Source organism: Sphingobacterium sp. UBA7631, assembly GCF_002483935.1.
GTDB lineage: Bacteria > Bacteroidota > Bacteroidia > Sphingobacteriales > Sphingobacteriaceae > Sphingobacterium > Sphingobacterium multivorum.
Genome location: NZ_DLIX01000004.1, coordinates 466,631 through 485,565, shown reverse-complemented (window position 1 = coordinate 485,565; position 18,935 = coordinate 466,631). Strand labels below are relative to the sequence as shown.

Annotated in this window: 18 protein-coding genes; 9 read left to right on the top strand and 9 right to left on the bottom strand. The window is 36.8% G+C overall.

Translation table 11 applies throughout. The features are described from left to right. The first annotated feature begins 148 nt into the window (after positions 1-148). Genes B3P16_RS06800 through B3P16_RS06785 form a run of 4 tightly spaced genes read left to right on the top strand, consistent with a single transcriptional unit; the run spans position 149 to position 5,480 of the window. Positions 149-1,600, top strand: coding sequence for a hypothetical protein (locus B3P16_RS06800; protein ID WP_286842001.1), 1,452 nt, complete (start codon positions 149-151; stop codon positions 1,598-1,600). Next, entirely contained in the window at positions 1,587-3,146 is a 1,560-nt protein-coding gene (locus B3P16_RS06795; protein ID WP_286841999.1) for a hypothetical protein, read from the top strand. The genes B3P16_RS06800 and B3P16_RS06795 overlap by 14 nt, the downstream gene beginning before the upstream one ends. Then, positions 3,127-3,525 (top strand): hypothetical protein, encoded by a 399-nt coding sequence (locus B3P16_RS06790; RefSeq protein WP_286841998.1) that lies wholly within the window; start codon positions 3,127-3,129, stop codon positions 3,523-3,525. The genes B3P16_RS06795 and B3P16_RS06790 overlap by 20 nt, the downstream gene beginning before the upstream one ends. Before the next feature lie 5 nt (positions 3,526-3,530). Beyond that, a complete protein-coding gene (locus tag B3P16_RS06785) occupies positions 3,531-5,480 on the top strand; it encodes a leucine-rich repeat domain-containing protein (protein WP_286841997.1) in 1,950 nt (649 codons plus the stop codon). Positions 5,481-5,628: 148 nt separating this feature from the next. On the opposite strand, the gene B3P16_RS06780 is transcribed toward B3P16_RS06785, so the two are convergent. Further along, positions 5,629-6,474 (bottom strand): TlpA family protein disulfide reductase, encoded by an 846-nt coding sequence (locus tag B3P16_RS06780; protein WP_286841995.1) that lies wholly within the window; start codon positions 6,472-6,474, stop codon positions 5,629-5,631. Between the two features lie 125 nt (positions 6,475-6,599). Between B3P16_RS06780 and B3P16_RS24310 the strand changes: the two genes are divergently transcribed. Beyond that, positions 6,600-6,851: a helix-turn-helix domain-containing protein gene (locus B3P16_RS24310; protein ID WP_376778176.1), complete on the top strand. Its 252-nt coding sequence runs from the start codon at positions 6,600-6,602 to the stop codon at positions 6,849-6,851. A 282-nt stretch (positions 6,852-7,133) separates the two neighbouring features. Here the strand turns inward: B3P16_RS24310 and B3P16_RS06775 are convergent, their stop codons facing one another. From B3P16_RS06775 to B3P16_RS06745, 7 genes are all read right to left on the bottom strand, one after another. After that, positions 7,134-7,412, bottom strand: coding sequence for a zf-TFIIB domain-containing protein (locus B3P16_RS06775; protein ID WP_376778175.1), 279 nt, complete (start codon positions 7,410-7,412; stop codon positions 7,134-7,136). A gap of 183 nt (positions 7,413-7,595) precedes the next feature. After that, positions 7,596-8,375: a TerC family protein gene (locus B3P16_RS06770; RefSeq protein WP_286841993.1), complete on the bottom strand. Its 780-nt coding sequence runs from the start codon at positions 8,373-8,375 to the stop codon at positions 7,596-7,598. A gap of 520 nt (positions 8,376-8,895) precedes the next feature. Then, on the bottom strand, positions 8,896-9,426 hold the full coding sequence (locus B3P16_RS06765; RefSeq protein ID WP_286841991.1) for a hypothetical protein: 531 nt from the start codon (positions 9,424-9,426) through the stop codon (positions 8,896-8,898). After that, a complete protein-coding gene (locus B3P16_RS06760) occupies positions 9,410-9,928 on the bottom strand; it encodes a hypothetical protein (RefSeq protein WP_286841990.1) in 519 nt (172 codons plus the stop codon). The genes B3P16_RS06765 and B3P16_RS06760 overlap by 17 nt, the downstream gene beginning before the upstream one ends. A 186-nt stretch (positions 9,929-10,114) precedes the next feature. Next, positions 10,115-10,654 carry a hypothetical protein gene (locus B3P16_RS06755; RefSeq protein WP_286841989.1) on the bottom strand — a complete coding sequence of 180 codons (540 nt, stop codon included), beginning with the start codon at positions 10,652-10,654 and terminating at the stop codon, positions 10,115-10,117. Positions 10,655-10,995: 341 nt separating this feature from the next. Next, on the bottom strand, positions 10,996-11,343 hold the full coding sequence (locus tag B3P16_RS06750) for a hypothetical protein (RefSeq protein ID WP_286841987.1): 348 nt from the start codon (positions 11,341-11,343) through the stop codon (positions 10,996-10,998). A 124-nt stretch (positions 11,344-11,467) separates the two neighbouring features. After that, complete coding sequence (locus B3P16_RS06745; protein WP_286841985.1) at positions 11,468-11,722, bottom strand: KilA-N domain-containing protein; 255 nt, start codon at positions 11,720-11,722, stop codon at positions 11,468-11,470. 309 nt (positions 11,723-12,031) lie between these two features. Between B3P16_RS06745 and B3P16_RS06740 the strand changes: the two genes are divergently transcribed. Beyond that, positions 12,032-12,562: a cysteine hydrolase family protein gene (locus B3P16_RS06740; protein WP_286841984.1), complete on the top strand. Its 531-nt coding sequence runs from the start codon at positions 12,032-12,034 to the stop codon at positions 12,560-12,562. Between the two features lie 115 nt (positions 12,563-12,677). Here the strand turns inward: B3P16_RS06740 and B3P16_RS06735 are convergent, their stop codons facing one another. Next, the gene (locus B3P16_RS06735; RefSeq protein ID WP_286841982.1) at positions 12,678-13,064 is read right to left on the bottom strand and encodes a hypothetical protein; all 387 of its coding nucleotides are present in this window, start codon (positions 13,062-13,064) and stop codon (positions 12,678-12,680) included. 304 nt (positions 13,065-13,368) lie between these two features. Here B3P16_RS06735 and B3P16_RS06730 point away from each other — a divergent pair, with 304 nt between their 5' ends. From B3P16_RS06730 to B3P16_RS06720, 3 genes are all read left to right on the top strand, one after another. Continuing rightward, the gene (locus B3P16_RS06730) at positions 13,369-13,953 is read left to right on the top strand and encodes an RNA polymerase sigma factor (RefSeq protein ID WP_182983839.1); all 585 of its coding nucleotides are present in this window, start codon (positions 13,369-13,371) and stop codon (positions 13,951-13,953) included. 54 nt (positions 13,954-14,007) lie between these two features. Then, positions 14,008-15,216, top strand: a complete 1,209-nt coding sequence (locus B3P16_RS06725) for a FecR family protein (protein WP_286841980.1) — start codon at positions 14,008-14,010, stop codon at positions 15,214-15,216. A 177-nt stretch (positions 15,217-15,393) separates the two neighbouring features. Beyond that, a complete protein-coding gene (locus tag B3P16_RS06720) occupies positions 15,394-18,933 on the top strand; it encodes a TonB-dependent receptor (protein WP_286841979.1) in 3,540 nt (1,179 codons plus the stop codon). Positions 18,934-18,935 lie beyond the last annotated feature (2 nt).

Here is an 18,935-nt window from a genome sequence, read left to right as displayed (position 1 = left end):
GAATTTGCTTGTGGGGCACGATAATCTCATAAAGGTCTATTAAATATTGTAGAGAATTATTTGGCCTAATTAATGCATCAATTAATTATGTTTAAAAAAATGCTTTTGATACAACCTTTTTAATATCTTTGGTGAGTAACTTCATTTTATGAAAAGAGCTATTTTTTACCATTGTGCTCAGCTATTTTTCTTAATTCTAATTTTATTAATTGGAGGATGTTCCAAGAAGGAGAATATTGCGAGCAAAACCGATGAATATATTGATCAGGCAGAAATATTAAATCCTTTGAATCTTGTTGTAAGTGCTGCAAACAAAGATTTAATAGAGTTATCTTGGGATAAGGTGAACAGTTCGCATTTTAAGCCAGTATCCTATGCGATATATGTCGATAATAAGCTTGTAGCGAAGGATCTTAGTATAACAAAATACAGCTTAATTAATTTGCTTGGCGATACAAATTATAAGATCCGTGTAATTGCGAGTTCCCAAACGGGAATAACACAAGAACAAAGCATAGATGCAAGAACTGTTGGAGGCAGCACAACTAACGGAAGTACTTATGTTGAATACAAAATTCATACGCAATCACGTATAACGGGCAATAATAGCATCCGTCTTCTGGAAGATGGTGGACATTTAATCTGTACATTTTTGCAGCATGAGGGGGGAGAAACAAATTTTAAACTGATTGTATATCGTACAAATAATAAAGGCCAGATTATATGGTATCGCTTGATCCAGGATCTAAATTATTATGATTTACCACCACATGTAGTGTTGCCTTCTAAGCAAGATGAAGCTTTCATTATTGTTAAACACGATATTTATGTCATTGATCAGACAAATGGTAAACTGAAACTGGAGAAGCCCGTTTCGATAGATTTGTCTCCGAATGATTACGTTTCATCAGTTCAGTTTGACGCGTCACATAACATGATCATGGGTACAGGTGGGGGAGAGCTGTTAAAGGTTACTACCAGCGACTTTAAAGTTGTTTGGAAACGTAAAAATAGCTCCGTTGGCATTTCTTCAATTCAGTTAGACAATGCGCAACAGATCTATTATAGTTTGCTTGATTCTGAAGCAACAAAAATTAAGGTGCAAAAAACAGATCGGGACGGTAATGTGCTGGCTACTTTTGAGTTTGATGGAAAGCTTCCTGGCGATTACGAACGTCAATACCATATGCCTATTTTACTGAAAGATAAAAATGATATTTTTTATCTCTGGGGTTTTGACTTCTATTCCTATTCGTTAAGGTATGTCAAATTTGATAAGAATGGCAATGTCAAGGCAAAATTGGGTGAGTACGTCAATTTAAAGCCAGCAGGAGCTTTTTTTGATAATGATAACAATATTGTGGTCTATGGACAGCAAGAAGGTGGTGGAATATCCACTTATGGTACTATAAATAAGTATGACAGTGATCTGAAGCTCTTATCGACTTTACAATATCCTAATTTGGAGATGCATATGTTTAAAAATATGACCCAGAATGTCGATAATTCATACAACCTGTTTTTCTATTATATACAAACCTGGTCCTATGAAAATTTGAATTTCATTTATATTAAAACAAAATCAAATGGGCAACTTTAACAAATACCTTTGTCTACTGGGGCTTGTTTTTCTTATGTCGGCCTGTAAAACTGAAAAAAATGAGGTTTTTCCAAGGATTATTAATGAGGCCATCACTAGTGTCCGGGATAAAGAAATTTCAATGACCTATCAGATTTCCAGTCTAGGATATACAAAATCGGGCGTCAGGTACTATAAAAAAGATAATCCCAGTCAAGGAAAAAGTGTTGAAGCTGTTCGTGAAGGCGATATGTTTCGACTCACATTGAATGAACTGGATTCCGAATCTACTTATATTTTGGTGCCTTACCTCGAGTATAATGGCAACACAATAGAATCTGAGCGTAAAACTGAAGTAACCACAACTGCTCCATTCCCAGAAGATTTTACGCTCTTTTGGCCAAATACAGAGGCAGAGTATGATGAAAGGGGCCAGTTTAGGACTGTGGTTGAAGGGAAGAATCTTAATAATATTAATCTGAGGGATATTAAATTTCTATTTGGAATGGACACGCTTCACATGAACTATCCCATTGCAACGAAAAATGGAACCTATCAGATCAGTCTAACGGGTTATTATCCGTATCGAGACGGCAATTATATGTTGCGCGTGATTTATAAAGAGAAAGAGATCATTGGTCAGGCTATTGATTTTATTTATAAGGGAAATACATTGGCCATAGGACTGAAAAAGACGAACTGGAGAACTAATTATCCTTCGATCTGCAATGACCAAATCTATTATTTTTGGAACAATTCCGTTTCACATTTTGATCCTGAAACGAGCCGGTTGCAGAATATTGCTCATATTCCCGATACGATGGGGGTTATTCCGCCAAAGTCCGTATCCATTGGAAATCGAATATTTTTTCTTGCAGTGCCAGTTAGCCATATTTTGCCTTCGCTAGAGCCGGACCTTTTCAATGGTTATGAGTTGTTTTGTCAAGCTTTTGACATTGAAAAATGCGAATTTTCAAAGTACTATTTTAGCCGGCCCCAACTTAAAGAATCGCACGGTTATAGTAATCATAGTATCTTTGTGCACAATAATGCGGTCTACCAAACGTATACACTTACAGTGAATTCTCGTGGAATAAAGAATATTGTCGCCAAATATAACCCGACAAAAGATAAATTTGAGGAGATCGCCACTTTCGATACTAATTTTTCCAGTGAATGCTTTGTCTCAGTTAAAGGCAGATTATATGCACTTGGAGTTTCAAATGTATTTGACCAAGGTTTCAATATCGGGTATACCTTAACGATATATGCTGTTGACGCGAACACATTTAAACTTACAGAATTATATCGTGTCGGAACAACAAATCAAACCTATCCTTATGCGCCTGTCGGTGCCATAAATTTTAATGGTGATATATTACTGGCATTGGACGTCAATAATTTTATGATGTACAACATAGTAAAAAACACGCTAAGTCCTATCTATTTAAGTATTAATGGAAATCATATGTATTTTGGCGGAATGTTCACTTATAAAGACAAGTATTACCTCAATGCTGATATTAACTTTTTAGAAGGCTCAATTTATGAAATGTCTATTCAATAAAATTGCTGTAAGCTTGATGTTTGGGGTTCTATTATTCCTGTTCAGCTCCTGCAAAAAGGAAACCATATACAACGAAATAGATGCTTTTGCAGATATTCAAAATAAAGTTACTTTAGATAAAGGCCAGTACATACTGTCTTTTACACTTGCTTCGTATCCATATAGTAAAGTTGAAGTATATGTACACGATGATCTTGCTGTTATGTACAAACAGACCGGAGGAAAAATCTACAATGCCGTGAGTCAAAATAACAATAAGTATAGTGTGTTCTTTTCCCCTTTAGAAAAATCGAAAAAATACTATTATCAACTGATTGTTAACGACAGCAACGGGAATTCAGTGCGTTCAGCAATATTTAATTTTACAACTCAACCTTAATATCCATGTATAATAAGTCTGCATTATTTTGGTGTTCATTTCTTTGTATTTTTTTTGAAAGCTTTTTATTTGTAGCCTGTTCAAAGAAGGAATACCAGGATGTCCTGAAAACAGTATATGAACCTAAGGCCGAGCCCACTGAACTATATGACGAATTCACCGTCCAGCTAAAGGGTAGCGCCTTACAAAAAGGGGAAACAGGTACATGGAGTATAACTAAAGGAACTGTGGTAGAAGATTATGTGAAAATAGATGATCCTAGTAACCCTAATTCATTTTTTAGGGGAATACCTGGTGAGGAATATGAACTTACATGGACAGTAACACGTCTCAGTAATAGTAATTCGGCCACAGTGAATGTTAAAATACCCGAGTTACATATCGAGATTAAAGAAAACACACCTTCATCTTTTAAGACGATACTTCACTTTGCAGTGGATCCTAAATATAAAGGTAAATGGTCTTTCGATAAAGCTTATGGTCACCTACATAGTACATACCACGACGGATTGGCTAGACCAGTAGAAGAAAACCCTACTATTGAACTGCATGGTTATTCGAATACCAGCTACCAAGTTACCTATACGATGACTTATGCTGGGAAAAATTATCAGTTTACCAAAAAGGTACAGACCGGCGAATATCAGGAAGACGAGGCATTAAATGAATTGCAAATGGGGCGCGGTGGGCGTGTTGTTGAAGATAAGGACGGGCATATTATTGAAATGAATATGCAGGCTTCGGGTATAGCACATCGTTTTAATGATCCGGGCTCTTTTCCTGCGCTTAAGGCATTTAAATATCTGAGGAAGCTTATTTTAGGTGGATCTTCATTGAAAGATGTTCCGACTATTTTCGGCGATCATTACCTTGCTCTTGAAGAACTTAGTCTGGATGGGGTAGGCTATTATCTTACCATTCCCGATAATTTTGGCAATCTAACCAAATTGAAATCATTTCACCTCACACCGATGCGAACCCCCGATTTGGGATATACCGTGGTATTGCCAAGAACTTTTGGAAATTTAAAGTCGCTTGAAACCCTTATTATGCGGTATGTAGGAGATGTAGATTTCAACGGCACGTTGGGTAAACTGGTCAATTTAAAACACCTCGATTGCTTTGTTACTCAGATCCCTTCAGACTTTGGAAACTTGACTCAATTGGTTTCTACAGAAATTCTAGCTCAGCAAGCCTATATCCCGTCAAGTTTGAGTAAATGCCATAATTTGAGGTTCGCACGGTTCAGTTTCGTATATCCGGGATCATCGCCAGTCACACTGCCATCCGATATTGACAACATGGTGAAGTTAGATACATTAGAAATTTATGGAGAAAGCAGGCTTCAGCAGCTGCCACAATCTTTTGGTAACCTCAAAAGCTTAAAACAACTTTGGATTCAAGGAGAAAGCTTGCAATCTATTCCTGATAATATTGGAAATTTGTCTAATCTTAGATTCTGGTTAGTGGGCGGTAATTTTAAAACTTTACCGGCTTCGATAGGTAACCTTAAAAAATTAGAAGATCTTTGGCTTTCCCCATCAGTGGAGAAGCTTCCAGATGAGTTCGGCGGATTGAGTAGTTTATCCTACCTGAATATGGAGAATAGTAAACTGACAACTCTACCGGAAACATTCGGAAAGCTTAAGAGCCTGAAGGAAATCAATGCAAGGGCATCTTCGATTACTGGTTTTCCAAGCAGTTTTGGACAATTGGACGGTCTGCTAAAACTGGATTTCAATTATAGCAAGCTCAAGAAATTTCCTGTAGAGATTTGTGCTTTGAAGGCTGTGAATAATGTTATTTTGAACGGTACAAATTTGGGTCGACTTCCCGATGAAATTTATTCCATGCGCTCAGGTGTGATTTTTACGCTATATCAATGTTTGAATATGGACTATGATCAATTAAAGGAAATCACTGCGAAAAGAGATGGTCTTGTATTTTATTATTGATAAACGGAGCATTTTTTATATGAACATGTCTAGCTTTGCATGCTAGCTTCCTCCTTAATAAAAGCAGGCCTTTCCAAAAGAAGGAAATGAGACTAAGAGGTTGGTTATTGTTGTCGGTTTAATGTAAGATGTTAAAGTCTACCACTTGTCAATCCATCATTAATTGTTTTCTTAGCTCAGCATACTCTTTGAGAGCTCCATCGGGTATACCTTTATCCATTGCAATCAATTCTCTATTTCGTATAAGTATTTCCGTAGGATAGCTATCGATATTGAATTGTTCGGTGAATCTTCCATCTGGATCGTATAGAAAATTAATTCCTTGCAAAGCTTGGTTATGAATCGTATAATAGTCCTGGAAGGCTGTGTATGAATCTATTTTCCCGTCAACGATAACATAAATAGACAGATCAAGGTTTTTGATTGCCTGTAAATATGTTAATTTTTTGAGACATGGGCCACAGGAAGTAAACATAAAGTCTATTAGCACAGGGCGCTCAAGATGAATGTTTACAGAATCTTTTTGGACAGAAACAAAAGGGTGTAACGTAATACTATTCAAGCTTAATGAAGTTTCAACAATTTCTTTTCGGACGATCAATTTTGGGTAAATTCCAAAAGAATAGAATAAAATGATAAAGGAGCTGACCAATATCATGATCATCCTGTTTTTTGGAAGTATTATAAGGATAGCGAATGCGAGAAAAAAAAGAATTGTGATAACCGGAAAAACAAACGGTACTAGGCCATCAGAATTCACATAAAGTCCAAAAACTGTTAAAAATAAAATTGGTAATACTATTAGTATTTTGTTTTTTTTAATAGGCATTACTCGGTCTATTAAAAATAAACCGAGTAGAAACAAAGAAAAAATTGGTAAGTATTTAAATCTGACATCGGCCTGAAAATATCCGCTCCTAAGTATAAACATTGGTAGAACCATTACATAAATACAATGTATTACATAGGATAAAATTTTACCCGCTTTGCTCATAATCCTCTGTTTTGTTAAAGTTTTTATTCCGAATATTCTTCAACCAAGTACGAATAATATAGTGTTAAGTTAATAAAAAGAGCTTTATAATTACGAGGCCAAAGCAAAATTTGGACTAGTTTTTTATTTATGCAGATAGGTTATTTATCTCTAGAAAGCATCTGACTCGTATCGTCAAAGATGTCACAGGACTCGGCCGCAAATCCATACTAGAAGAAATTGCTATCTCTGAAGCTGTTATTTTGATGAATGTATCAAGTATGTCTGTGAAAGATGTGATGCAGGAACTAAATTTTTCAGATTATGGCACTTTTAGTAAATTCTTTAAATTGCATTTGGGACGGTCACCTATGACCTATCGCAATCAAAGTCTTTAACGACAATTATCTGAAAAAAATCTTGATTAGCATTCTTTGTATTTAGTTTCACTCCGCTATGAAGCGTATTCTCACGGCGAGTAACACATCCCTGCATACCAATCGATAATATACACATTGGTGCCTAGGCTAAATTGTTTCGTGCCATAGCGGGTTTGTAGTTTCCCTATCAATGGCGTAATCATGGCATATTACAAATATCTTGGTATTGTTCGGCGATCAAGTAAAAACAGAAGCCCGATCTGCATTGGGCTTCTTGTCTTAAAATTCTTTAGACTATTTTTAATCAAAATCAAATAGGTCGGAGAGAAAAGATTTCTTTTTCCGACCATGCGGGTACTTGTGATTGTCCGCATATCGATCCTTATCACGGTAATATTGCTGTGATTGATCATTTTCTCGTTCGTACTTATTGTAATTGTCAGCATCTTTGTTGATAGTAGGGTTACCGTTGTTTTCGGAGCCTGCTTGTTCCAATAATTTATCCAGTTCTCCTTTGTCCAGCCATACACCTCTACAATTTGGGCAATAGTCTATTTCAATTCGGTGACGTTCTGTCATAAGCAGTGTTTCGTTACAATTAGGACATTTCATATTTTTCGACATTAATGAGAAAACAATATAATCAATAATAGAAAGACTGCTGCTTTATCAATTTGATATTTAGCAATTTTTAACTTATGGAAGCTTTGGCAATTAGTTATTTTAAGTAACGCGCAAGTTATTCAGAATTAGGAATTGGTCTTACACATCTTTCTTGTTTAGATCTGAAATTTTCTTAATTGCCTTATTTTGCGACCGTATATTCAAAAATTCAACCATGACGGAAAACGCCATGGCAAAATAAATATATCCTTTTGGAATATGCTGATCGAATGCTTCCGCAGTCAAAGAGACGCCAATAAGCAATAAAAATGCAAGCGCTAGCATTTTGACCGAAGGATGATTGTTTACAAACCTGCTTATAGGCTCAGCCGATACCATCATAATTCCTACAGCGACAATCACTGCGGCTATCATCACACCTATTCTGTCTACCATTCCCACAGCGGTAATAACTGAATCAAGAGAAAATACAAGATCCAGGATAAGTATTTGAATAATGATATTTGTGAAGGTTACCTTTTTTAAGTTTTTTGATCCCGCTTCTACATGGCCTTCAACACGATGATGAATTTCAGTTGTCGATTTATAGATTAGGAACATTCCACCAAAAAATAGTATGAGATCCCGACCCGAGAGCGAAAGGTGCCTAGTAATTAAAGGATTATTTGTATTAAACCAACCTGCGATATCTACGATTGTTGCTGTAAGGCCCATAACCCATTTGATTGAAAATAGGAGCGCAACGCGCATAATCAATGCCAAAGCAAGCCCTAGTTGCCTCGCTTTTTTTTGTTGGTCAGTTGGAAGTTTACTACTTTGTATCGAGATAAATACAATGTTGTCAATACCCAGAACAATTTCTAGTACTGTAAGTGTAAAAAATGAAATCCAAATCTGAGGGTCGGTTATCCATTCCATAGTTTTGTTTTTATATAATTTTTCTAATACAAATCGAATTTTTAAAAGTTCCTGTATGGAATTACGTTTTATTCGTTCTCTCAGGTTTCTCAATTAAGTAACCTATAACTTCCTCATTTGGTTTTGATCGAATATCAATTTTAACTATGCCATTGGAACAAATTGCTATTAGTAGTTGAACAAATTTTATGTTATTCATTGCTCTGGAATCACAATTCCAAAAGAAGCAACTAAATATAAGCGATTAAAGTTTCCAAGAGGACAAATCCTTACTTTTTCGATATCTCCTCTCACTATTGCTTATATATCAGTGAAAACTAACTCTAATTGGTATAGCAAATGTTGCTATCAAATTGAGATCGACTGCTGCTTCTATATTGCTGTTCCAAATTGGCTGGTGCGGCCATTTTTAAAAATTTAATCCAATGACGCTGTTGTGTTACACGCCCTTTAAATAAAAATGTGAAGTCCTTTCGAACTCCACATTTCTATAATTAATACACTTTGTGGTACGATGCTGTTACCTCTTTTGTTTTTTCATTTCTTCTATCTCTCGCTTTAGCTGGTCTCGATCTTCTTTCTTGTAAAATTCTAACTCCGTTGCAGAATAATCGTACTTGAATAATCTCGCTTTTATTCTGGTATTATTGACAAAAATACCAAAGTCTATGTTTGCTATAGTGAGAAAACCAGCACTATTTCCATCAATTTCGATACTTCCAAATTTTGAGAGTTTTACCAGTTTTGTACGAAAAGACCCGTTGTTATCAGAAGATATTTTTTTAAGTGTATTTCCTTTAGAATCTAAAAATCTTATCTCGGCATTGATTACCTTTCCTTTTGTCTTAGCTTCAGTAATAATGCCTGAAATCGTCACAGAATCTTGCGAATCGTTCTCGTCTAAATAGCTTGAAGCTTCGTACCCGCCCAATACTTTATTGTTTTCTGTTTTGGGTATGATGATAGCGCAGGATGAGAAACAAAAGATCAAAAAAAAGACTAAAATTTTAATAGCCCAGATCAAATTATAGCACCTATCTATGTTTTTCATTTGCTTTTTCAACTTCTTTCCGCAATTTTTTCTGGTCCTTTTTTGAACCTATTTCATTAATATACATGGGCTGCCTTGGTAATTTTAAGTCTAAGGCGTAGATTTTAAAATTTGGCGCAATGTAAACATGCTCGATAGTCATCCCCGTTCCAAATGTATCTACAATAATTTTTCCATGGAGCAATCCCTCTGATGGGATCGTTAGCGAAAATTCTCCATTTTTATCTGTGATGGCTGTACCAATTGTATCACTCTCTGAACTAAGAAAAAAAACTTTAGCAGAAGGAACATTTTCATTATTATGGCACATGCTCACTTTACCTTTTATTAAAGGAAATACCTCCTCATCTGTATAACCTTTACCTCGTTGACTATAGCTGCTACAATTATTTTGGTCTATATCAACCCAGTCATTATAATTCTTCTTTGTAGAACAGCTAAAGAGGGTAAGCAAAAGAAGAAGTTTAAAACCACAAAGGTTTAACTTTATGCGTAATGCCATTATTAATTTGGACCTTTTTTATATTTCAAATAATAAACAAAAATTCTTTATATGAATAGATTCCGTTGTAAACAAGATGAAATTTTTAGCACCATAAAAAGCTGTTTTTTTACTTGCTTGTACCTACCTCTAAAATCTAACTCATTTCAATATTAATAATTTTTCTGAGTTGATTCTCATTTATATCTATTTATTATTTTGATTCTTGATTTCTTTAATCTCTTTTTTCGAAAGGGGTATTGTGCTTGTCATAACTCCATTTATAATAAACAGTTTCACAGCTATTTCTATTTGTGAATAAAATCGGCCCATATCAACTTTCGCGATTTCAAGTTCACCTAATGAATTTCCATCGGATCCATTTATATTAATATTCCCGACAGTAGGTTCAGCTTTTATGGTAAACTTAAATCTTCCTTGACTATCAGCTGTTTTTCTAACAATTAATTTATTATTTGTATCCCGAACTTCAATTTCTGCATTTGGTACTATTTTATTACTTCCTCCCATGCGTACTTCTCCTTGAAGTGATATTATTCCTTCCAGATCTTTATCATCTTTTAAATATTTTATATTATAGCCCCCACTGTTTTTTCCTTTAAAATAATTGGCATCTCGTTTCCTAATCGATATACAGGAAAACAATGTTACGGAAAAAATTAAAAACAAGAATTTAATAGCCAAGTTTTGTACCTTTTCTGGATGTACCCTCTTTAATAATTCCATATTGTTCTGCTTTAATAGTATTAGTTATCCTAGTTTTTGTCTCATCGTCCAATTTGTATCCCATCAATTCACCATAACTTTTAAGACTTGTCGATATATCAGTAATAAAGTTTTTAGTTATTATACCATGCTGTAAGCTGTTTTGATCTACGTTCAAAGATAGTTGTATATATTTTTCAAATAATTGTGGATACGCTAATTTACTGTTTACAGGATCATCTTTTGCCCATGCAACAATAAAAGCGCGTATAGATTCATGCTGGATCGACTATTGACCTGTTGTTAGCTACTAGTGTCCATAATGGATGCCGCCAGTTGCCTTGGCTCATCATGGCGACGTACTATTTCAATTTTTTAGCGGCTTTATTTTCTACGAGCGACTTCATTTGTGTTACCGCTACTTTATTCAGTTGCATAAGCCGTTCATTTTGTGGTACTCCTTGTTGAATTAATAACGCGTTTATACTTTCCATGTTGCTTAGTACGACCAACTGTTCTATAACCGCGTGGTCTCGAATATTGCCCTTTTTATCAGGATTAGTATCTCGGCATTGTTTGGCAGTTATTCCAAATAGTGCGATATTAAGTATATGGGCTTCGTTGACATAAACGGAATTTGACTGTTGTTTGGTGATTTCTGGCGGAATAAGATTTTCTTTGATAGCATCTGTATGGATTTGATAATTCACCTTAGCTAGCGTTCTAAGCGAATTCTAGTGCTATGTCCTTATGAGCAAAAGTTCCCCCCGCACCTTCCAGCTTTAGAAATTATACCAGTTGCGTTGGTATTTTCTATCCAGCGTTTGGGAGTCATCACAAAACTATTGAGACCAGCTTGTTTTCTAAACCCGTCGAATTTGACGGGTTTAAAATTGGGATTATATATACTTTCCCAAAACCTAAGAGTTCAATTGTATTGCGATTTCTCATCCAGTTTTTAATTAAATCGTCAGTATGTGCCGAATCTTTGTGTCTGGCAATATCGGTAAGTGATATGTAATCATTTTGATGTTCTTGATACAGGAGAATATCTACTCCTTGTACATTAATCTTTTTATTCTTTGCCATATATTTAGATTTGATAAGTTCTTCCCGTCAGCTCGAGAAAACTAGACTGCATATTGGCTATTAAAATTTTATTTTACTTTTTATGAAGATAAATGGACTAAAAAAAATAGTAATACATAAATAGATATATCAAGATTTAGAATAAAACCTCAAGCCCTTCTTCCTTTTACTTCGAATCCACAGGTTTGATTGCTTAAATTGTTCCTATATAAAAAATGTTTTTATCTAAATTTTTGTCCGATACCAGACGGATGATGTTGAATAATGAACATTCGGTATATTTATCAATAATATAGATTTAGTTCACAAATGAGAGCCTTACTAATTATAGATATGCAACTGGGGAGTTTTAGACCCTATGAGCTGCGGCAGGATACCTTTGCTGTTATTGATGGGATAAACAGGCTTTCTGATGCATTCAGAAAGAACGGAGACTTGGTCATTTTTATTCAGCATGATGGGACAAAGGAAAACTGTTTCATACCCGGGACAGAAGAGTGGTCTTTGTTACCTGAGTTGATCAAAGGTGCCGCAGACATATTTGTTTCTAAGACAGCGAATGATTCATTTTATAAAACTGATCTTCAGACGATATTGAGGAGTAGGGGAGTGAAGGAACTGATCGTGACCGGATGTGCTACAGATTTCTGTGTGGATGCCACTATAAAATCAGCCTTGACGAGAGACTATTCTATTACCGTGGTTGCTGATGGACACACCACTGCCGATAGGCCCATAATTCCAGCTCGGCAAGTAATTCAGTATTTTAACTGGCTATGGTCAAAGATGACGCCAACAGAAGGAGGGATTAAAGTCGAAACATGTGATGCAATTTTATAATTTATATCAAAACAAGATAAGACTTCTAACATATAGATAAGGCAATCCTTAATTTTTGGATTAAATAGCAACAGGAATTGATATTGTTAGATTGTATTCAATGACCCGCCGTCAACTAACTGAGCGGTTCAATCCATTGGGGTATACCGATAAACATATCATTTACAAATTTTTCTGTATACCGTTGCATTCCAGTTTCTTCCTTATCAAAGTAGGTCTTTATTTTTGAGTATACTTTAGGATTGTAGCATAACTTGACACGGAAGTTTTCAACCCATTCAGCCTGTATAACGATGGTAATTAATTTTTTCGTATCTCTGGACAAGCCGATTACGGTAATAGCTTGGCACATCCCGGCATACCAATCGATAATATATACCTTGGTGCCCGGGCTAAACTGTTTCGTGCCATAACGGGTTTGCAGTTTTCCTTGACCATAGCTAATTTCCTGTTTGATGTTAGCTACTAATGTCCATAATGGTATAGGTTCTAAATGATCCATATGACTTTACTGGTTTTTGAATTTACAGAAAAGAATCTAACATGGCAAAATATGGAGCTCATTAACGATGATTTCTATCTCTATTTGTAATACTGGTATTACGTTGCCCAGATATATAGTGTCCGTTGTGAATAAACTTTTGTGAAAGAATGGCCTATAGATCGCTTTGTTGGGTAGTAGCCCTGCTGAAAACTGACTGAAATTTTGGGATACTCATATTTCATTTTGAAATAACCTTGCATTTATATAGATTTAATATAAGTTTTGTTGCTTAGACCAAGTGTAACCTAGGGAAAATATAACCATGGATTTAAATGCAGTTCCATTGAGTCTTGATGAGTTTAATCGCTTTAAATTGGGAGACGAGAAGGTTTTTAAAAAGATTTTTGATTTTTATAGGCCTTTGATGTATCACAAGGTACGTCGTGTATGTTCTTCCGAATTAGACGTGGAGGAGGTTATGCAAGAGATTTTTGTGCAACTTTTTCTAAAACGGAATTCAATCCCCTCTGCGGAAGCTATCTTTCCATTTTTATTTTTAGTAGCAAAGCGAACGGCCATCACTTTGTTTCGAAAAGAGTTGTCTAGACAAAAATATCAAGTATCACAATTGGCAGAATGGGATGAATTAAGTGATGAATTAGAGCGGACAATCGCTCATAAAGATTTAGATAAAGTACTCAAGACGATTGTATCCTGCTTACCGCCACAGCAAAAACTTGTATTTCATAAGAGCAAAATAGAGGAAATGAGTTATGCAGAAATTTCCGAAGAAATTGGTATTTCCAAAAATACCGTACGCAACCATCTTGTAGCAGCATGCCAGTTTGTACGTTTGAAACTTGACGGCTTACTTTTAATCCTTTTTTTAATAAAAAATATCTTTTGACTAGTTCATCGATCCTAGTTGTACGAATAATATTATAGAGTACAATAGATAAGTATGTCCAAAGTAGAAGCATATAAGATTATTATCAGCCAATTTTTGGCAAAAACATTAGACGAGCGTGCAAAGCAAAATTTTGCCAATTATCTCAATGATCCGGATTTTTTGAATGCGTGGCAACAGCTTATGGACGAGGGAGAGAAAGAGCAGTCTCCAGACAATCAAATTGCGCACGATAATCTTTTTAAGACAATCATTGAAGATGAAAGAATAAAAGACCAAGTTGTTTCCAGCCCAATTGCAAAGAGATCATCAATTCACATTCTACAGTATGTCAGTATTGCAGCTATATTGTTGCTAGTTGGTATATCTGCTTCGATCTTCTTCTTTATACAAGAAAATAGACCGGATGACCGGGCAATGGTCAACAGTCTACCTGCGGTAGTTCCCGGATCCCAAAAAGCCGAAATAATTTTAGAAAGTGGCGAGCGTATAGATCTCGAAAAATTAAAATTGGATACGATTATAGATAATGGTGCGTTTGAAATTATCAAATCCGACAAAGGTGTTATATCCTATCGTCTGAAAAGCTCAGGGACTAGCAATCAGCAGACAGCGTATAATACAATCGTTACGCCACGAGGTGGAGAATATAAGCTACTATTGGCAGATGGCACAAAGATTTGGCTGAATGCCGCTACTACACTACGTTATCCAATTAGTTTTAATGGTGATGAAAGAAAAGTACAATTGCAGGGTGAAGCTTATTTTGAGGTTGCTAAACAGGTCTATCAAGGAAGACGAGTGCCCTTTATTGTTCATGCAGGTAATCAGAAATTGGAAGTTTTAGGGACAGCATTTAACCTTCAAAGTTATGGCAAATCGATCGTGACAACTTTGGTGGAAGGCAAGGTGAAATTAAATGTTCAAGATAGCCCACAGGACAACCTCTACTTAAGTCCTGCTGAGCAAGCAGTGTTTCAATTTACGAGCAAAAAGTTTCTAAAGACAGCTGTTGACCCGCGCTATTTCATTGCCTGGAAAGAAGGAAAATTTGCTTTTTACAATACACCTATTGACGAAGTCATGGAAATTATCAGTAGATGGTATGACGTGGAAGTCCACTTTGATTATCATCCCGAAAACTTTGCTTTCTCGGGCACAGTGTCAAGATATGATAATATCGACAAACTACTCCGTACGATCGAACTAGTCGGAGATATTCATTTTGAATTGAAAGGGAGGAAAATTTATGTGAAAAGATAACCCATAAAGAAGAGTTCAGGAGCGTTACGACCGCCCCTGAATTTGTCTTCGAAAAGACCAGGCTGAAAAAGATTTAATAGACTTAAAAACCATTACAACCGTATGCAAAAGTACAAAAAAAAACGGTATGGAGATCCTTTGCCTAAAAGTAGGATCTCTGCCAAAAAAGAATTTGCTATGAAAATGTCATTAGCGATTCCCTTGTTGCTGGCCTCTAACCTCCAGTTGAGTGCAATTACATTTGGGCAAGGAGTCAATTTCCAAAAGAAAAATGCCAAACTCGAAACCATATTAAAGGTTTTAGAAGAACAGAGCGGTTACAATATTCTGTATAAAGCTACTTTGCTAAGCAATGCCAAGCGTATCGATGTCGATTACAAAAATGTACCTTTCGAATATGCATTGAAGGATGTGCTTGAAAACTATCAGATCGTCTATAAGATTATGGACAATAATGTCGTATTAAGCAAGCCAGCTTCTACAGCAGCGGGAATCCCGTGGAATCGATATGTTCCAGGTCTCAATAATACTCTTGTCCTTCAACAGCGTCGCGTAGGGGGAAAAGTGGTCGATTCAAAGGGCAATCCAATTAGCAATGTTATTATAACGGAGAAAGGTACGGATAATAGAACAACTACCGACGACAATGGTAGGTTTGAGATTCGCCTTAAAACAAATAATGATCAGCTTGTATGTTCAATGTTAGGCTATCAGTCCAAGGAGGTCAATGTAAGTGGACAAAATGAGATTCAAGTTAGCCTAGATATGGCTATTACTGCTATGGATGAGGTCGTTGTAGTCGGTTACGGTGAACAGAAAAAAGTTAACCTAACCGGGGCGGTGAGCCAAATATCGGGTAAGGAGTTTGAAGATCGTCCTGTCACACAGCTTACCCAAGCCCTTCAGGGCAATATTCCCAATCTCAACATTGTCTTTGGATCAGGAAAACCCGGTACAAGTGGTTCAGTCAATGTGAGGGGAAATACATCCATTAACGGTGGTGGTCCATTGATTTTGATTGATGGTATTCTAGGTACCTTGGATCGTATTAATCCCAATGATGTAGAGTCCGTAACGGTGCTTAAAGATGCTTCCGCAGCGGCTGTTTATGGAGCGCGTGGTGCCTTCGGTGTTGTTTTGGTCACAACCAAAAAAGGGGGTAAAAATGGAAAGACCTCCATTGAATATAATAATAATATTGGTTTCACTACCCATGCCACAAATACTGATTTCATAACGAGTGGTTATTGGAATGCGAAGATCAACGATGACGCTATGTACAACGCATTAGGGTATCGGACCACGCGTTATACCGATGAGGATTATGAAGAATTACTTGCACGTGTTAACGATAAGACTGAAAATCCGGACAGACCCTGGGTTGTGGTTAAGAAAGATGCTAGTGGTAATGACATATATCGTTACTATGCCAACTTCGATTGGTTCAATTATTTGTACAAAAAAACAAGGCCAAAAAACGAGCATAATCTTTCTTTTTCTGGATCTTCTGGCAATACACGTTATGCAATATCTGGTTCCAAGGCGAGTGAACAAGGGATATTCAATATTGATCCCGATAAATTTGGACGTTATAATCTACGTGCAAATATCGCTTCAGATATCCGAAGCTGGCTGACCATCAGCAATAGCACACATTTTTTCAAATCCAGCTATGATTGGGCCGGATTGGAAAATAATTTCAGCACCGTTGCCAACAACGTGAGCAATAGTCCGACCTACCATTATCATGCGATGTACGTGCCGCGAAATCCGGATGGCACACTTACGGGGTATTCGGGTATTAATAGTTATCCTATTGGGTACGGCCTGCACAATGCGCTCGAAAGCGGCACAATGCGTGGCTATACGCGGGGTACAGAATTTACCAATATGACAGAAGCGGTTTTGAAATTGGGAAAAGGCCTATCCCTAACTGGAAACTATTCCTATCGTGAATATCGTTCTGACTATTCCTACCGACAGACCAAACAGTACTATTCGAAATATCCGGGACAGCTCGAATTGTCTTCACTCGGAGCTTTAAATCAGGATAAGCTTCGGGAAAATATGGGTAAATATGCTTGGCATTTTATCAATGTTTTTGCTACTTACCAAAAAGATTTTGGCGATCACCACCTTACTGTGATGGGCGGTTTTAATCAAGAAGACCGTTTTTATAAGCGTATTGGAGGAATTGGTCAGGATCTATTGTCTGAGAATTTAAATGATCTTGATTTGGTGATCGGGGAGAAGCAGTTTGAGGCAGGTGGCGATGAATGGGCAGTACGTGGAGGGTTCTATCGTGCCAATTACGATTACAAAGGCAAATACTTGCTAGAGGTAAGTGGTCGATACGATGGTACCTCACGTTTTCCAAAGCACAGTCGTTTTGGATTCTTTCCATCCTTTTCTACAGGCTGGCGCATCAGCGAGGAGAAGTTCTTCGCTCCACTGAAAAACAAGATCAATAACCTGAAGATTAGGTATTCGTACGGCTCACTTGGTAACCAGGAGGTGGATACCTATGCTTATATTTCATCCATGGGTACAGGTCAGATCTCCTATTTAGTCAATGGTCAAAAGTTAAATGTTGCCAATAGTCCCGCGCCGGTAGCGCCCACATTGACTTGGGAAAAAATTACCACCAGCAACATTGGCCTTGATTTTAGTTTACTTAATAACAAGCTCGATTTTCAATCTGATTTTTATGTCCGGCAGACAAAGGGTATGCTGAGTAAAGGCAAAACCCAGCCGGCTGTATTTGGTGCATCGGAACCCAAGGAGAATGCAGCCGACCTGAAGACCAAAGGTTTTGAGCTTTCCCTTTTATGGAAGGACCATTTTGATGTAAGCGGAAAACCTTTTAATTATTCCGTTAGGGCAATGCTGTCAGATTATCAGGCTGAAATTACCAAGTTTGCCAACGATGCTGGGCTATTGAGCAATTATTATACAGGACAAAAATTGGGCGAAATATGGGGGTATCATTACGACGGATTTTTCAAGACAACCGAAGAAGCACAGGAGTATGCGAAAATCGTCAATCAAGATCAGATCAATAGGCGTCGTGTTCAGGCTCCCACAGCAGACTTGCGTATGCTTCAGGCAGGTGATATCAAAATCTTGGATCTCAATGGCGATGGTATCATTGATGCTGGCGATAATACGCTTTCCAATCCTGGTGATCGTACCATTATCGGAAATGATCAACCGCGTTATTCCTATGGGTTAAACCTAGGAGCGAATTGGAATGGCATTGATCTTTCCGTCTTTTTTCAGGGAGTAGGGAAGCAAAACTGGTATCCTAATCTTGAAGCACAAGCTTTTTGGTCCGTTTATGCCAGACCATACGATTCATTTATTCCGTCTAATTTTCAGGATAAGATATGGTCGCCAGAAAATCCTGATGCTTATTTCCCTTTTTTACGCGGCTATACAGCACAAAACTCTGAACTTTCTGTCGCCAACGATATGTATATGCAAGATATAGCCTACCTAAAGCTGCGTAATCTGACTGTAGGTTATACATTTCCAGTCACACTTACTCAAAAGGCAAAGATCAATAAGCTACGTGTGTTCTTCAGTGGAGAAAACCTACATACCTGGACGAAGTTGAAGACCGATTACATCGATCCCGAACAAGTAATGAGCGATAATACGGGGCGGAGTTATCCTGTAGGCCGCGTCTATTCTTTTGGAGCTCAGTTATCGTTTTAATT

Excerpts from the sequence above, each read along its gene's own strand:
- B3P16_RS06800 (WP_286842001.1), top strand. The coding sequence starts at position 149 with ATGAAAAGAGCTATTTTTTACCATTGTGCTCAGCTATTTTTCTTAATT.
- B3P16_RS06795 (WP_286841999.1), top strand. The coding sequence starts at position 1,587 with ATGGGCAACTTTAACAAATACCTTTGTCTACTGGGGCTTGTTTTTCTT.
- B3P16_RS06790 (WP_286841998.1), top strand. The coding sequence starts at position 3,127 with ATGAAATGTCTATTCAATAAAATTGCTGTAAGCTTGATGTTTGGGGTT.
- B3P16_RS06785 (WP_286841997.1), top strand. The coding sequence starts at position 3,531 with ATGTATAATAAGTCTGCATTATTTTGGTGTTCATTTCTTTGTATTTTT.
- B3P16_RS06780 (WP_286841995.1), bottom strand. The coding sequence starts at position 6,474 with ATGAGCAAAGCGGGTAAAATTTTATCCTATGTAATACATTGTATTTAT.
- B3P16_RS06775 (WP_376778175.1), bottom strand. The coding sequence starts at position 7,412 with ATGACAGAACGTCACCGAATTGAAATAGACTATTGCCCAAATTGTAGA.
- B3P16_RS06770 (WP_286841993.1), bottom strand. The coding sequence starts at position 8,375 with ATGGAATGGATAACCGACCCTCAGATTTGGATTTCATTTTTTACACTT.
- B3P16_RS06765 (WP_286841991.1), bottom strand. The coding sequence starts at position 9,426 with ATGAAAAACATAGATAGGTGCTATAATTTGATCTGGGCTATTAAAATT.
- B3P16_RS06760 (WP_286841990.1), bottom strand. The coding sequence starts at position 9,928 with ATGGCATTACGCATAAAGTTAAACCTTTGTGGTTTTAAACTTCTTCTT.
- B3P16_RS06755 (WP_286841989.1), bottom strand. The coding sequence starts at position 10,654 with ATGGAATTATTAAAGAGGGTACATCCAGAAAAGGTACAAAACTTGGCT.
- B3P16_RS06745 (WP_286841985.1), bottom strand. The coding sequence starts at position 11,722 with ATGGCAAAGAATAAAAAGATTAATGTACAAGGAGTAGATATTCTCCTG.
- B3P16_RS06740 (WP_286841984.1), top strand. The coding sequence starts at position 12,032 with ATGAGAGCCTTACTAATTATAGATATGCAACTGGGGAGTTTTAGACCC.
- B3P16_RS06735 (WP_286841982.1), bottom strand. The coding sequence starts at position 13,064 with ATGGATCATTTAGAACCTATACCATTATGGACATTAGTAGCTAACATC.
- B3P16_RS06730 (WP_182983839.1), top strand. The coding sequence starts at position 13,369 with ATGGATTTAAATGCAGTTCCATTGAGTCTTGATGAGTTTAATCGCTTT.
- B3P16_RS06725 (WP_286841980.1), top strand. The coding sequence starts at position 14,008 with ATGTCCAAAGTAGAAGCATATAAGATTATTATCAGCCAATTTTTGGCA.
- B3P16_RS06720 (WP_286841979.1), top strand. The coding sequence starts at position 15,394 with ATGAAAATGTCATTAGCGATTCCCTTGTTGCTGGCCTCTAACCTCCAG.